The sequence below is a fragment of the Modestobacter marinus genome (assembly GCF_019799945.1).
GTDB lineage: Bacteria > Actinomycetota > Actinomycetes > Mycobacteriales > Geodermatophilaceae > Modestobacter > Modestobacter marinus_B.
Genome location: NZ_JABGCH010000015.1, coordinates 61,483 through 76,231 on the forward strand (window position 1 = coordinate 61,483; position 14,749 = coordinate 76,231).

A 14,749-nucleotide genomic window follows, 5' to 3' on the forward strand; every position below is an offset into this window, starting at 1 on the left:
TCGAGTGTGCGCACGCCTCCGGCGGGCAGTCACGACACACTTTGTACCGCCCTCGCTCGGCGCAGTCATCGACCAGCGGTCCTTCGACCGGCTGTGCGGTGTCCTGGAGCGGGTCCGGGGCGGGTCCGGCGTGGAGATCCTCGCGGGCGGCACCGCCCATGACAGCGAGGGCTTCTTCATCCGTCCCACCGTGGTGCAGGCCGACAACCCGGCCCACGAGATCTTCAGCACCGAGTACTTCGGGCCGTTCCTAGGAGGTGCTGCGGTTCTCGGCCGGCAACTTCTACATCAACGACAAACCCACCGGGGCCGTCGTCGGCCAGCAGCCCTTCGGGGAGGCCCGGGCCAGCGGCACCAACGACAAGGCCGGGTCGATCCTCAACCTGCTGCGCTGGGTGTCCCCACGGTCGATCAAGGAGAGCTTCGTGCCGCCCACCGACTACCGCTACCGGCACATGGGATGACGTGCAGGCACCATAGCCGGACTTCCTCGTGATGCTTCGGCAGGGCAGCCCGCACGGCGGCCGTTCCGCCTGTCGCTCCTGCGAGACCCACACACAGGGCTGGATCTGCGAGCGAGCCGGCGGGGCCCGATACCCGATCTCCTGTCGGACCTGGTCTGAGCCGGCTGGGGGTCGAGCACGACGCCGCCTCCGTCGACAAGACGGGCGTGGCCCTCCACAACGGCGGCATGAGAGCGTCGCTCCGCGATCTGGGCCGCTTCGGACGGGTACTGCTCGGCGAAGGCATGTCGCCGACCGGCGAGCGCGTACTCCCGGCGGAATGGATCCGGGACACCTTCGTCGGGGACGCGGGCTCACGGAAGGCCTTCGCCGTCAGCCCCACGGATACCCGCATGACCGGGCGGGATGCATCGCACCACTTCAGACGATCTACGTGGACCCGCTGGCCAAGGTCGTCGGCGTCAAGCCCTCGCGCTGGCCCGTGCCACAGTCCCCGGCCATGCTGGCTGCCCCTCTGCGACTGTTCGACGCATGCGCGGCCACCTGGCGCCGGACGCCGCCCGGTGGTGGGCGCCCGGCGCGTCGGCGATCCGGTCTTCTCACGGAGCCTCGTTGGGATACCCCTCCTCGGCCATCCGCTTGACGTAGGCGGGGTCGAGCGGCCCCTCGCCGACGGCGGCGTCGACCTCGACGGCTGTGGCGGCGCCGTGCTCGTGCATCCACTTGTCCGCGCGGGACTCCGCGCCGACTCCCTCTTCGGTCAGGTGGGCGTCACCGATCGCCTTCCGCTGTGCGAAGTAGGCGACGAGCACGAGAGCCCAGGCCAGCAGGCTCAGCAGGAGCTGCGACCGGGTCCCCTCGCGGACGAACATCTGCACGAGGACACCGACGATGGCGAGGGCCGTGAGGATCGTCAGCACGGGGTAGAACCACATCTTCACCTTGAGCCGCTCCGGCGGGATCGTCGGCCGCATCCGAAGCTGCGACAGACAGATCAGCAGGTAGACGAAGAGGATGATCGCGCCGGAGGAGTTCAGCAGGAAGAGGAAGACCTGGTCCGGGGATATGTAGGCGGCGATCACGCAGAGGAAGCCGATCACGCTGGACGCCAGGATCGCCCACATGGGGACGCCACGCTTGCTGATGGACAGCATCCGGGCGGGCGCTTCCCGCCGGGCGGCCAGCACGAACAGCATGCGGGACGCCGTGTAGAGGCCGGAGTTCAGGCAGGACAGCACCGCGGTCAGCACGACGAAGTTCATGATGTCGGCGGCTGCGGGGATGCCCATCTCCTCCATCGCCGCCACGTAGGGCGACCCACCGAGCTCGGTGGAGTTCCAGGGCAGGATCGTGGCCAGCAGGAAGATGGATCCGACGAAGAAGATCGAGATCCGGAAGACCACGGAGTTCGTCGCCTTGACGATCCCCCGCTCGGGCTCCGCCGATTCAGCCGCGGCGATGGTGGCGATCTCCGCCCCGACCATCGAGAAGATCACGATGACGATGCCCGAGAAGAGCGCCCCGACCCCGTTGGGGAACAGGCCACCGTGCTCGGTGAGGTTCGAGAAGTCGAGGTCCCGGCCCGGCCACAGCCCCAGTACGAAGAACGCACCGAGCGCGATGAAGACCATGATGGTCACGACCTTGACCCCGGCGAACCAGTACTCGAACTCACCGTAGGAGGACACCGAGAACAGGTTCGTTGCGGTCATCAGCACCATGAGGACCAAAGCCATGATCCACAACGGGATGTCGGGGAGCCAGCGTTGCAGGATTCCCGCCCCTGCCACGGCCTCGAAGCCGACGACGATGACCCAGAAGTACCAGTACAACCAGCCGACGCTGAATCCCGCCCAGCCGCCGAGCGACTGTCGGGCATAGTCCGCGAACGACCCGGTCGACGGGTTGGCGACCGCCATCTCCCCGAGCATCCGCATGACCATGACGATGAGGACGCCGGTGATGGCGTACGTCAGGAACGCCGCCGGACCCACTTCGCCGATGATCGCGGCCGAGCCGACGAACAGACCGGCGCCGATCACACCCCCGATCGCGATCATCGTGAGGTGACGCTGCTTCAGACCCTTCTGCAGGTCTCCGGACTCACCAGCGGGACCGTGTGCCATGTCCGCTCCCCTCATGGGGTACGCGATGGTCAGAATCAGGTTGAGCGCACAAAGGATCCTGCGGCCATGCCGGGCCCGCCAGCCCAAAGGGCCGATTCGTTCCGTTCCGGTACAGATCCGATCGCAGTCCCGCCGCTCAACGTCCAGGTCAGGGGCGGAATCTTCTGCCGGTTGAGCTGGTCGCCCTCTCGAAAATGTGAGACGGGACAGGCGACGCGCCGGTGCTGATGCAGGGTCTCCCGCCGCCTCCGTACCAGCGCGTTCACGCTGGAGAACTGGCAGTTGACCCCCTACGACAGCTGGTCCTTCCACCGCGTGCGCGAGGTCGTGCCGACGGCCCGGGTGACCCGGGGGGCTGGCCCGCCGCACGTTCCCCTGACCGCCGTGAGGACGTCACTCTCCTGCCGGTCACCAGGGCCGACGGCTTCTCCACGACGGTGGGAGCGATCATGGCGTCCACGTCCACGGACGGGTGGATGGCCCTGCGCAACGGCCACGTGGTGGCCGAGGACCCCGGGGGAATGCCGCCTGACTCCATGCCGCCTGACTCCACGCACCCGGCGTCACTGCGACCGGGATGACTCGCGCGCGATCCGCGTGCGCCGGTCGAGTTGCTGTGAAACGGCGCAGCGGCACCCACGTCGTGGCCACCCCGGAGCCGACCCCGGGACGGCGTGAGCGCGGCCCCCTGACCCGGGGCTCCTTGCCCGCCGGCCATCTGGTCCGGGGCGACGCAGGGGCTCTTCCGCGTGATCACCCTCGGCAGGCCGGCAGCAGCGCGCGGGGGGAGCGACCACCGGCAGGTCGCAAGTGACTGCGCATGCCGCTGGTCAGACCTGCCAGGGCGTCGTCTCGTCAAGGGCCAGCAGGGCAGCGGCCTGGGGGCCGGTGATGGCGCCGGAGCGGGTCCACTCGGCTCGCACGTAGCTCCGTGTGGCGGGCAGTGAACTCAGGCGGTAGCTGGACTCGGACCAGGAATCGAGGAGCACCAGGCTGTGCATCAGGCGCCGGGGCCAGGTTCGTGCGGCTGGGGTCTGGGATGTCCGAGCCGACGCCGGTACAGCTCCGTCCTGCCCTGCGCCGAAGGCGGTGTCACTGGTCATGTCGGAGTCTTCGGGTTCGCGCGACACGGTCGTTCGTCCGCTTTCTTGTCGATCTCAGCGGGCGCCGAACGCAGATCGGCGCCCCGCACGTCATTTCCACCGTACGACCATGCTGGCGCTCCGGTCGCACCTCAGGGGTGACGGTCCGCACGCTCCCATCGACGGTGCCCCGCGTGTCTCGACGCGTCCGGCGTCCGCAGCGGTCACGTCAGTCGGGGCCATCGATGTCGTCGCTACGCAGAGGTCGAGCGACGAATCGGAGAGAAGCGAGGCGATGGTGACGGACACGTGTGCCCCCGGAGCGGCGTCAGGAACCGCCCAGTCCGGTGCCCGACCTGCCGGACTCAACACCCGGCCCGACGCGAAGCGCCACTCCGGACATCCCCGTCGATGGAGCTGCGGCTCACACTGGCGGTCGAGCCCCGAAGGGGGAGTCCGACCCACGTTCTGCCCGAGGAGTCCTCCGTGACCGATCTGCTCGCCTCGACCCCGTCCCTGGTGCAGGAGCGCCGCCTGGTCACCGAGATCCCCGGGCCACGCTCCCGTGAGCTCATGGAGCGGCGCGCAGCCACCGTCTCGAGCGGTGTCGGCACGACTCTGCCGGTGTTCGTGGAGCGGGCTGGTGGCGGTGTCATCCGCGACGTCGACGGCAACTCACTGATCGACCTGGGCGCCGGGATTGCGGTGGTGAACGTCGGCAACTCCGCGCCGAAGGTGGTTCGCGCCGTGCAGGAGCAGGTTGCGACCTTCACGCACACCTGCTTCATGGTCACGCCGTACGAGGGCTACGTCGCCGTCTGCGAGGAACTGGCCCGGGTGACCCCTGGCGACCACGAGAAGCGCACGGCGCTGTTCAACTCGGGGTCCGAAGCAGTCGAGAATGCGGTGAAGATCGCCCGCCACGCAACCGGACGCCAGGCCATCGTCGTCTTCGACCACGCCTACCACGGCCGCACGAACCTGACGATGGCGTTGACGGCGAAGAACATGCCCTACAAGCACCGCTTCGGACCGTTCGCTTCCGAGGTCTACCGCGTACCGATGTCCTATCCCTTCCGCGATGCACCGGGCATGTCCGGCGCCGAAGCGGCCGACCGGGCGATCCGGCAGATCGAGACCCAGATCGGTGCCGCGAACGTCGCCGCGGTCCTCATCGAGCCGATCCAGGGCGAGGGTGGTTTCGTCGTCCCGGCGACGGGTTTCCTCCCGGCCGTGGCGCAGTGGTGTCGGGAAGCGGGTGCCGTCTTCATCGCCGATGAGGTGCAGACGGGTTTCTGCCGCACCGGCGACTGGTTCGCCTCCGACGCCGAGGACGTCGTTCCCGACCTGATGACCCTGGCCAAGGGCATGGCCGGCGGCCTGCCGCTGGCCGCCGTGACCGGTCGCGCGGCCCTGATGGACGCAGTGCACACCGGCGGGCTGGGCGGGACGTACGGAGGGAACCCGGTCGCGTGCGCGGCAGCCCTCGCCTCGATCGAGACGATGCGAGAGCAGGACCTCGCCGGCGCCGCGCGAGCCATCGAGGACACCATGGTCCCGCGGCTCCACGCGCTAGGGGAACACACGCCGGCGATCGGCGACGTGCGAGGCCGCGGCGCCATGATCGCGGTCGAGATCGTGCGACAGGGGACGACGGAGCCGGACGCGGCGCTGACAGCCCAGGTCGCCCGGCTGTGCCACGCGGAGGGCGTCGTCGTGCTCACCGCCGGCACCTACGGCAACGTGCTGCGATTCCTCCCGCCGCTGGTCATCGGTCAGGATCTGCTCAACGAGGCGCTCGACGTCCTGGAGGCCGCCTTTGCCGCGGCGACCACGCCCGTCCAGTCAGCCGGGTGACCGCCGATCCGGGCCACCGGACAGTGCGACGGGCAGCGATCTGCCCGGTGGGTCCGGCCGAAGGGACGCGTACCACCGCTGTGGCGGAGTGACCGGGGCACCGACCGATGCTGGCCGACGCCGCACCCGTCGTCGAGCGGCTCGGTGTCCGAGTCGCCGACACGGTCTCGCTGCCGGGCAGCGGGCCGGGCCCTCCAACTCTGCACCGCCGCCACGACCCGGTCGGCGGCACCGCCTGCGACGGGGTCACCCGGACGCAGTGGTGGCAGGACGGACCGGGCCGGGCCGGTGACAGTGCCGGCCTGTTCGCCACCCTGGGCCTGCTGGACACGGTGGGGCTGGTGGCCGTGCTGTACGTCGTCGCGACGGCGCTGTCCGGGCGGATCTCCGGCACCACGGGCGGCCCCGCCCGGTACGCCCACTCGCTGATCCCGATCGCCGCCGGCTACGCCGTCGCCCACTACTTCTCGCTGCTCCTCCTGGACGGGCAGCGGACCTGGAGGCTCGCGAGCGACCCGTTCCAGACCGGGCTCGATCTGTTCGGCACCGCCGGCGACCTGATCGACTACACCGCTGTCTCGCCCCGCATGATCAGCCTCGTCCAGGTCGGCGCGATCGTGCTCGGCCACGTGCTCGGCGTCGTGCTCGCACACGACCGGGCCGTCCGGGTGGCAGCTCCCCGCCGAGCCCTCGTCGCGCAGTACCCCCTGCTCCTGGTGATGGTCGCCTTCACCGTCGGCGGGCTCGGACTCCTGCTCGGGTGATGGCCTCGGCCTGGACCAACAGCATGCCGCCCGACTGACGGCCCGGGGCACGCCCCGGACATGGCTGACGGGGTGCGCCACCCAGCTCTGGACGTCGGGACGCAACCGTGGTTGCATCATCGCTGTGAGCGGTGCGTCGCCTGGCGAGTGGGTGCTGCTGTGCTACCGGCTGCCCCGGGAGCCGTCCGGCCCCCGGACCACGCTGTGGCGACGGCTCAAGCGGCTGGGTGTAGCCCAGCTGGCCGACGGACTCGTGGCGCTGCCCGCCGACGCGCGGACCCGGGAGTCGCTGGAGTGGCTGGCTGACGACGTCGTCGCCGCCAGCGGGACGGCGGGGCTGTGGGTGGCCCGGCCGACGACCGTGGCGCAGGAGCGCGAGCTGGCCGCCGGGATGGCCACCGCGCGAGCCGAGGAGTACCGCTCGCTGGCCGGGCAGTGCCAGGAGGCCCTTGGAGCGGACCCCGCGGAGCGGAGCCGTGCGCTGCGCCGCCTGCGGGGCGAGTGGCGGGCCGTGAACCGGCGCGACTTCTTCCCCCCGGCGGAGCGCGAGCGGGCCGCCGCGGCGCTGCGGGAGCTGGCCGCGGCCGTCGACCGGGACGCCACGGGGGCCCCGGTATGAAGTGGGCGACCCGGGCCGGAGTGCACATCGACCGGGCGGCCTGCGCCTGGCTGATCCGCCGGTTCCTCGATCCGGCGGCGGAGTTCGTCTTCGTCGCCGACCCGGCCGAGGTGCCCGCGGACGCCACCCCGTTCGACATGCGCGGCGTCGAGCTGGGCCACTCCGGCGGGGACTGCACGTTCGAGACCGTGCTGCGCCGGTACGAGCTCACCGATCCGGTGCTGTGGCGGATCGCCGAGATCGTGCACGAGGCCGACCTGGACGACGAGCGGTTCGACGCCCCCGAGGCGCCGGGGCTGGACGTCGTGCTGCGCGGCCTGTCGATGACCGGGACCGACGAGCAGACCCTGGCGGTCTCCGCCGCGGTCTTCGACGGCCTCTACGAGTTCCACCGCCGCCGGCTGCTGCTCGGCCGCGAACCGGCCTGATCCCTTCGCCCGGAGGTCCGCCATGCCCCCCGACCGACCCTGGTTCCTCGGTCACGCTCTGTCTGGGCCCACTGCTGCCCGAGGACCCCGACGCTCCGGCAGACCCACAGGAGCGCAGCTGTCCACTCCGCCGCTGAGCCCCCGGCGTACCCGCACTGCGCGCAACGGTGCCTCCGCGCGCATGCCGGGCGTCTGAGCCCATTCCCCTTCCCCGCAGACCCAGACCACGAGGACGCCATGACCCGCGAGACCCCATCTGAGCAGGACACCGCACCGCTCACCCCGGGACTGGCCCCGGACCCTGACCCCGTCCCCAGCCAGGCACCCGTCCCGACGTCGATCCGGCCGTCCGAGCAAACGGCGGTTGCCTTCGGCACGGCGGTGCGGGCGTGGTTCCTCATCTCGCTGCAGACCTTCGGCGGCCCCGCCGGCCAGATCGCCGTCATGCAGCGCACCCTGGTCGACGAGAAGCGCTGGATCGGCCAGCGCCGGTTCCTGCACGCTCTCAACTACTGCACGCTGCTGCCTGGCCCGGAGGCCCAGCAGCTGGCCACCTACGTCGGCTGGCTGCTGCACGGCACCCGCGGCGGCCTGGTCGCCGGCGGCCTGTTCGTCCTGCCCGGCGTGGTCGCCCTGCTGGCCCTCTCGGCGGTCTACGTCGCCTTCGGCGACACCACCGCGATCACCGCGGTGTTCGCCGGGCTCGCCGCGGCGGTGCTGGCGATCGTCGTGCAGGCGGTCATCCGGGTGGCCAGGAAGGCGCTGGACAGCCGCGCCCTCATCGCGATCGCGGTGGCGTCGTTCGCCGCGCTGGCCCTGTTCGGCGTGCCGTTCCCGATCGTGGTCGCGCTCGCCGGGCTGACCGGCTGGGCTCTCGGCCGCTGGCGACCCTCCGCGCTCCCGCGCAAGAAGGCGGCCGACGGCCCCGACGCGGGCTCGGCCCCGGTGATCTCCGACGACGTGCTCCACCACGAGACCCCCACCACGCGCCGCACCCTGAAGGTGCTCCTGGTCGGGCTGCTCGTCTGGGGGGTGCCGGTCGCCGTGGTCGCCCTGCTCACCGGCGCGGGCAGCGTCTTCACCGAGCAGGGCCTGTTCTTCTCCGGCGCCGCGGTGGTCACCTTCGGCGGCGCCTACGCGGTGCTTGCCTACGTCGCCCAGCAGGCCGTCGAGGTCTACGGCTGGCTGGGCCCGCGGGAGATGGTCCGCGGCCTGGCCCTGGCCGAGACGACACCCGGCCCGCTGATCATGGTCGTGCAGTTCGTCGCGTTCCTCGGCGCGTACCGCAACCCCGGCGCCCTGGACCCGTGGGTGGCCGCGGTGCTGGCCTCCCTGCTGGTCACCTGGGTGACGTTCGTGCCCAGCTTCCTGTTTGTGTTCCTCGGGGCGCCCTACATGGAGCGTCTGCGCGGCAACCGGTCGCTGTCCGCGGCGCTGAGCGGCATCACCGCCGCCGTCGTCGGCGTGATCGCCAACCTCGGCGTCTACTTCGCCGTCCACACGTTGTTCAACGAGACCCGGCACGTGGCCAGCGGCCCGCTGGCGTTCGAGCTGCCCGACCCCGCCACGCTGCGGCCGGTGCCCCTCGTCATCGCGCTGGTGGCCGCGGTCCTGCTCTTCCGCGTCAAGTGGTCGGTCCTGCGCACCCTCGGCGTCTGCGCCCTGCTGGGCCTGGCCGCCGGGCTGGCCGGCCTGCCCGTCTCCTGACCTGCCACCGATCGCGAGGAGGAGCGCATGGGACGGGCGGACGTGTACAGCCAGCCCGACGCGCCTGACCCGGTCCTCCCGGAGGGGCTCGTCCGGGAGCTGGCTGCACCACACATCCCGTCCGGCGTGCGGCTGGCGCCGGGCATGGAGGTGGACGAGACCGGCGGCGAGGCACGGGTCTACCTGTTCGACTGCACCCACACGGCCGGCGGAGTGGCCGTGAAGACGCAGCGACCGCACCGGCTCCGTCCCCGCACCAGCCTCAGCAAGGAGGCCGCGCTGCTCGACGCGCTGGCGGAACCCCTCGCCGGGCGGATCCCCGACCTGTACGGCTACGACCGGGGCGACACCGACGCCGGCCCCGTCGAGTTCCTCGTGCTGAGCCGGGTACCAGGCCGCGCCGTCGTCGCCGCTGGCGGCGTACCGGAACCCGCACGGGCTGCGCTGTTCCGGGGGGTCGCCGACGTGCTGCGAACCGTGCACAGCCTGGACGCCGGCGAGCTGCGGTCCGCCGGCACGCTGCCCACCGTGGACGGGGCAGCCGCCCTTCGGGCCCGGCTGGAGCCGAACTTCGCCGACCTGGTGGACCAGCTGGCGACCCATCCCAGCCGGTGGCCGCTGGAGGTGCCGCCCGACCGGGTCGCCGAGCGGGCGCTGGCCGCGCTGCCCGCGCGGCTCGACCACCCGCCGATGCCCCTGCACTCCAACCCAGGGCCGACCCACGTCTTCACCAACGCCGACGGCGGGTTCACCGGGCTCATCGACTTCGGGGACGCCTACGCCGCCCACCCGGCCCTCGACCTGCGGTCCTGGCCCGATCCGACGGACCGGCTGCTCCTCCGCGAGGGCTACCTCGACGGGCGGAGCCCGGGCGCGGAGTGGGACGCCGTCTGGACCACCGCGATGGTCTACGCCGACATGGGCGCACTGACCGGGCCGACCCTCCACGCCACCCCAGCCGCCGCCGACCTCGTCGACCGGCTCGGACAGCTCTGACCCACGGCTGCGCCGGTGCCCGGTTCGATGCCCACCCGACGGTCCCGCCCCGAGGTCCCGTCGCGGACGGGCATGTGGACGGCGATGCGGCCCTACGCCAGGCAGGTCGCCGGGCTGCTCACCGTCGGCTCGCTGTGCGGCGTGCTGATGAACACCGCCGTCGTCCTGCCCCCGATCCTGCTCGGCCGCGCCGTGGACACCGTGCTCGCGCACGACCAGGGGCAGGCCGACGACGACGCGGTCACCCGGGCGGTCCTGCTGCTCGTCGCCGGCACCCTGGCGACCGAACTGCCGCGGATCGGCAAGCGCTACTGGCTCGGCGTGGCCCGCAACCGGATCCAGGCCAACGTGCGCGCCGACGCCTTCGCCGGCGTGCTGGCCTGGCCGGCCGAGCGGCTGCACCGCACCCCGGTCGGGGAGGTGATGGCCCGCATCGTCGGAGATGTGGCGGTGCTCGGCCGCGGCGTCGGCGAGGTGATCGTGGAGACCTGGGACACCCTGCTGTTCTCCCTCGCGCTCGCCGTGGCGATGCTGCTCTACGACCCCACGCTCGGGCTGCTCGCGCTGGCGCCCGTCCCCGTGGCTCTGGCCCTCGCCCAGGCGGTCGGCGCCCGCGTGGCCGACCGCACGCTGCGAGCCCGCCAGGCCAGCGCGGCGGTCACCTCCTTCGCGCAGGAGGGCCTGACCGGGCTGCGGGTGCTCAAGGCCTCCGGCCGCGGCGCGGCTCATGCGGCCCGGCTGCGCCGCCTCGCCGACACCCAGGCCGATGCCGAACTCGCCGCCGCCCGCCTGCAGGCGGGACTTGCCCCCGTCTACACCGTGCTGGTCACCGCCGGCGTCCTCGCGATCGTCTGGCTCGGCGGGCATCGGGTCGTCAGCGGCGCCCTCAGCATCGGCGACCTCGTGGCGCTGCTCGCCCTGTTCGGGCGGTTCACCGGGAGGGCGTTCCGGATCCCGCAGATGGCGAACCGGGTGCAGGCCGCCGCGGCCGCGTACGGCCGGCTGGCGCCTCTGCTCGCCATGCCGCCGGCCCTCGAGCCGGAGCCACCGCGGGCCGGCTGGCGCGCCGACCGGATCGCCGGCCTGCCCGACGGCCCCGAGCGTCCGCTCGTACTCCCGGCCCGGCCGGCGGCGCCGACCGCCGTCTGGCTGCGCGATGTCACCTTCACCTACCCCGGCGCCGGCGAGCCGGCCTTGCGCCGGGTGACCCTGGACGTGCCACCCGGCGCCGTGCTGGCGGTCACCGGACCGGTCGGCTCGGGGAAGTCCGCACTCGCCCGCCTGGTCGCCGGGCTGTACCAGCCCGACAGCGGGGAGGTCCGCGTCGACGGCGCGGACCCCCACAGGTGGCAGTCCGGCGACCGAGCCGTGCTCGGGTACCTCCCGCAGGGGCACCCGGTGTTCTCCGGCACCGTCGCCGAGAACGTGCTGCTCTGCAACCGTTCCCAGGGGCAGGCCGACGACGACCGGCTGCGGACGGCGGTGACGGTCGCCGCGCTGGACCGGGACGTCGCGCTCATGCCCGAGGGCCTCCACACCGCAGTCGGCGAGCTGGGGGTGCAGGTCTCCGGCGGACAGCGCCAGCGGATCGCCCTCGCCCGCGGCCTCGCCGCCCCCGCCGTCCCCCCGCGGCTGCTGGTGCTCGACGACCCGTTCTCCGGCCTGGACGTCGAGACCGAGGCCCGGGTCGTCGCGGCGCTGTGCGACGCCGTCGGGCGCGGAGCTGCACCGGAGCGCCGCGCCACGGTGCTGCTCTTCTCCACGCGGCTGGCCAGCTTCCCGCGGGCCGACCGGATCGCGGTCCTGGACCACGGAGGGATCATCGAGACCGGCGACCACGCAGAGCTGCTGGCAGCGGGTGGCGTCTACGCGCGGATCTTCCGGGCGCAGCGCGACCTGGCGCGCCGGCCGCAGGAGCCCGGGCTGCCCACCGCCACAGGACCCGCCGTCCCGGGAGCCGCACGGTGAGCGCCTCCCCGGCCGTCACCGACGTCCCCACACCGACCGCCGGGCCGCAGGACGCCCCGGTCACCGCCCCCTCGGCGGGTCTGGCGCGTCACCTGCGCGAGCTCGTGCGCCCGTACCGCGTCCGGCTGGCCGTGGTCGGCGTCCTGGTGCTGGTCGCGGCCGTCCTCGAGGTGGTCCCGCCGCTGGTCGTGCGGCACGTGATCGACTCCGACCTGACCCACGGCGACACCGGCGGGCTGGGTGTCGCGGCGGTGCTGTACCTGGCCGCGGCCACCGGCGTCGCCGCGGCATCCGCGGCGTACGGCTACCTCGCCGCCACGGTGGCGCAGCGCAGCCTGGCCGTCCTGCGCACCCGGCTGTTCGCCCACCTGGTGGCCCTGCCGACGAGCTACCACGACCGCACCCCGCGTGGGGAGTCCATCTCCCGGACGACGTCGGACGTGGACGCCATCGACGACCTGTTCTCCTCCTCGGTGGCCACCCTCCTGGGCGAGGTCGTGCGGCTGGCCACCGTCACGGTGGCCATGATCGTGCTCAGCCCCGTCCTCGCCGCCGCCGCGGCCCTCGTCGTCCCGCCACTGGTCCTGCTCACCAGCCTCCTGCGCCGCCGCGTCCGGGACGCCGAACGAGACACCCGCGCCGCGGTCGGGACGGTCAATGCCGAGCTCGCCGAGGACCTCGCCGGCGTGGAGGTGATCCGGGCCTTCGGCCGGCAACGTCAGTTCGACGACCGGTTCCGGCGCGCCTTGCGGAACTGGCTGCGGGCCGGTAACCGCTCGGTCCTGTTCAACGCCTTCTACGCCCCGGTGCTGGGCGTCCTGTCGGCCGCCGTCACCGCCCTGCTCCTGTGGCTCGGGGGCCGGGACGCCTTCGCGGTGATCGGGGTGAGCATCGGCACCCTCACAGCCTTCGTGCTGCTGTTCGCCCGCTTCTTCACCCCGCTCACCAACCTCGGCGACGAGTGGCAGACCGTCCAAGCCGCACTCGCCGGCGCCGAACGGGTCTTCGCCGTCCTCGAGCTGCCCGCCCCGGCTCCGTCCAACGGGGCGGCGACGCCGGAGCTCCATGCAGCGGGCGCCCGGCGTCCCCGGTCGACGGAGGCACCGGCCGTCCTCCTGCGGGAGGTCACCTTCGGCTACGAGCCCGGCCGACCGGTCCTGCACCGGGTGGACCTCACCGTCCCGGCCGGACGGCACGTGGCCATCGTCGGCCGCACCGGCGCCGGCAAGTCCACCATCTTGTCCCTGGTGGCCGGGCTGTACGCCCCCTGGAACGGGTCGGTCCGGCTGGCCGGGACCGACCCCTCCCGACTCGACGACCACAGCCGTCGGGTCCTGATCGGCTACGTCCCCCAGACCGTCGACCTGTTCAGCGGCACGGTCGCCGACAACATCACCGTCGGCGACCCGAGCGTGGACGGGGCGCAGGTGCGGCGGGCCGCGCAGATCGCGGGCGCGGACACGTTCATCACCGCGCTGCCGGACGGCTACGACACCGAACTGGCCGACACGGGCCGCGGACACGGTGTCCAGCTCTCCGCCGGACAGCGTCAGCTGCTCGCCCTGGCCCGGGCGCTGGTCGCCGCTCCGCCCGTCCTGCTGCTGGACGAGGCCACCTCGGTCGTGGACGGCGCCAGCGACGGCGCCTTCCGCCGGGCACTGCACGAGCACGTCCTGCCCGGCGGCACCGCCGTCCTCACCGTCGCCCACCGCCTCGCCACCGCCCGACAGGCCGACCTCGTCCTCGTCGTCGACGACGGCCGCGTCGTCGAGCAGGGCGAACCTCACGTCCTGCTGAGCACGACGAGCCGATTCGCCGACCTCGTCGCCCTCGAAGAGGCAGGCTGGGACTGGCCGGCGCCGGGCGGGAGGCAGCACCTCGACGCCGGTCCGCGGGGGTGAAGGGCGGCGATCTCCGCGGGCAGCCCGCCGGGCGTGCGCTCGCCGAGCAGGCTGCGGCGGGTCTGCCGGAGCAGCTTCACCGTCGGCACGTGGGTTCGGCTGCGGGCCTGCCGGTGCGCCCGCACGTTGCCGTCGACGGTGGAGAAGGTGCTGCGCAACCCGGCGCTGCGCCGGGTCACCGACGAGCCGATCGATGAGTTCCCGGTCGTGCGGCGGTCACAGCCCGCAGGACCGCTGGCGCACTGACGCGCTCGTACCCCGGAGGAGATGCATGGCCAAGCTCATCTACTCGATGATCACCTCGCTCGACGGCTACGCCGAGGCGGCCGAGGGCGACCTCGGCTCCGGGGCCGCCGACGACGAGGAGGTGCACACCTTCATCGGGGACGTCTTCCGCCCGGTCGGCACGTTCCTCTACGGCCGACGGATGTACGAGACGATGGTCTTCTGGGAGACCGCGCACACCCTCCCCGACGTGCCGCCGCACATCCTGCAGTACGCGCGCGACTGGCAGGCCGCGGAGAAGATCGTGTACTCCACGACGCTGGAGTCGGTGTCCAGCGCGAGGACCAGGATCGAGCGGACCTTCGACCCGGACGCGGTGCGCACGCTCAAGGCCGAGGCTGATCACGACCTCACCGTCGACGGCCCTAACCTCGCGGCGCAGGCGATCGCGGCCGGCCTGGTGGACGAGTACCACCTGTTCATCACCACGAGCGTGGTCGGCGGCGGCAAGCGGTTCTTCCCCGACGGCGTGCGCCTCGATCTCGAGCTGGTCGAGGAGCGCGCCTTCGACAGCGGACTCATCTACGCGCGCTACCGGACCCGCTGAGCCGC

General features: G+C 72.6%; 12 protein-coding genes and 1 pseudogene. 12 read left to right on the forward strand and 1 reads right to left on the reverse strand.

Annotated elements, in window-relative coordinates; translation table 11 throughout:
- Positions 1-4: 4 nt before the first annotated feature.
- Positions 5-193 (forward strand): annotated as a pseudogene (locus HK417_RS25420) (hypothetical protein); the annotation flags it as partial.
- A gap of 64 nt (positions 194-257) precedes the next feature.
- Positions 258-464, forward strand: a complete 207-nt coding sequence (locus HK417_RS25425) for a hypothetical protein (RefSeq protein ID WP_261326677.1) — start codon at positions 258-260, stop codon at positions 462-464.
- Between the two features lie 599 nt (positions 465-1,063).
- Here HK417_RS25425 and HK417_RS13675 read toward each other — a convergent pair.
- Entirely contained in the window at positions 1,064-2,590 is a 1,527-nt protein-coding gene (locus HK417_RS13675) for an amino acid permease (protein ID WP_222267328.1), read from the reverse strand.
- 1,568 nt (positions 2,591-4,158) lie between these two features.
- Between HK417_RS13675 and gabT the strand changes: the two genes are divergently transcribed.
- From gabT to HK417_RS13725, 10 genes are all read left to right on the forward strand, one after another.
- A complete protein-coding gene (gene gabT / locus HK417_RS13680) occupies positions 4,159-5,529 on the forward strand; it encodes a 4-aminobutyrate--2-oxoglutarate transaminase (RefSeq protein ID WP_222267330.1) in 1,371 nt (456 codons plus the stop codon).
- Positions 5,530-5,636: 107 nt separating this feature from the next.
- Positions 5,637-6,293 carry a hypothetical protein gene (locus HK417_RS13685; protein ID WP_222267332.1) on the forward strand — a complete coding sequence of 219 codons (657 nt, stop codon included), beginning with the start codon at positions 5,637-5,639 and terminating at the stop codon, positions 6,291-6,293.
- Positions 6,294-6,417: 124 nt separating this feature from the next.
- Complete coding sequence (locus tag HK417_RS13690) at positions 6,418-6,912, forward strand: Chromate resistance protein ChrB (RefSeq protein WP_308123571.1); 495 nt, start codon at positions 6,418-6,420, stop codon at positions 6,910-6,912.
- Positions 6,909-7,340 (forward strand): chromate resistance protein ChrB domain-containing protein, encoded by a 432-nt coding sequence (locus HK417_RS13695; RefSeq protein ID WP_222267334.1) that lies wholly within the window; start codon positions 6,909-6,911, stop codon positions 7,338-7,340. Before HK417_RS13690 ends, HK417_RS13695 begins: the two co-directional genes overlap by 4 nt.
- A 237-nt stretch (positions 7,341-7,577) precedes the next feature.
- Positions 7,578-9,047: a chromate efflux transporter gene (chrA, locus tag HK417_RS13700; protein WP_222267336.1), complete on the forward strand. Its 1,470-nt coding sequence runs from the start codon at positions 7,578-7,580 to the stop codon at positions 9,045-9,047.
- 27 nt (positions 9,048-9,074) lie between these two features.
- Positions 9,075-10,043, forward strand: coding sequence for a phosphotransferase family protein (locus tag HK417_RS13705; RefSeq protein WP_222267338.1), 969 nt, complete (start codon positions 9,075-9,077; stop codon positions 10,041-10,043).
- Between the two features lie 27 nt (positions 10,044-10,070).
- Entirely contained in the window at positions 10,071-12,011 is a 1,941-nt protein-coding gene (locus tag HK417_RS13710) for an ABC transporter ATP-binding protein (protein ID WP_222267340.1), read from the forward strand.
- Positions 12,008-13,912, forward strand: a complete 1,905-nt coding sequence (locus HK417_RS13715; RefSeq protein ID WP_222267341.1) for an ABC transporter ATP-binding protein — start codon at positions 12,008-12,010, stop codon at positions 13,910-13,912. The genes HK417_RS13710 and HK417_RS13715 overlap by 4 nt, the downstream gene beginning before the upstream one ends.
- A 33-nt stretch (positions 13,913-13,945) precedes the next feature.
- Positions 13,946-14,158: a hypothetical protein gene (locus HK417_RS13720; protein WP_222267343.1), complete on the forward strand. Its 213-nt coding sequence runs from the start codon at positions 13,946-13,948 to the stop codon at positions 14,156-14,158.
- Positions 14,159-14,183: 25 nt separating this feature from the next.
- A complete protein-coding gene (locus HK417_RS13725; RefSeq protein WP_222267345.1) occupies positions 14,184-14,744 on the forward strand; it encodes a dihydrofolate reductase family protein in 561 nt (186 codons plus the stop codon).
- Positions 14,745-14,749: the final 5 nt, after the last annotated feature.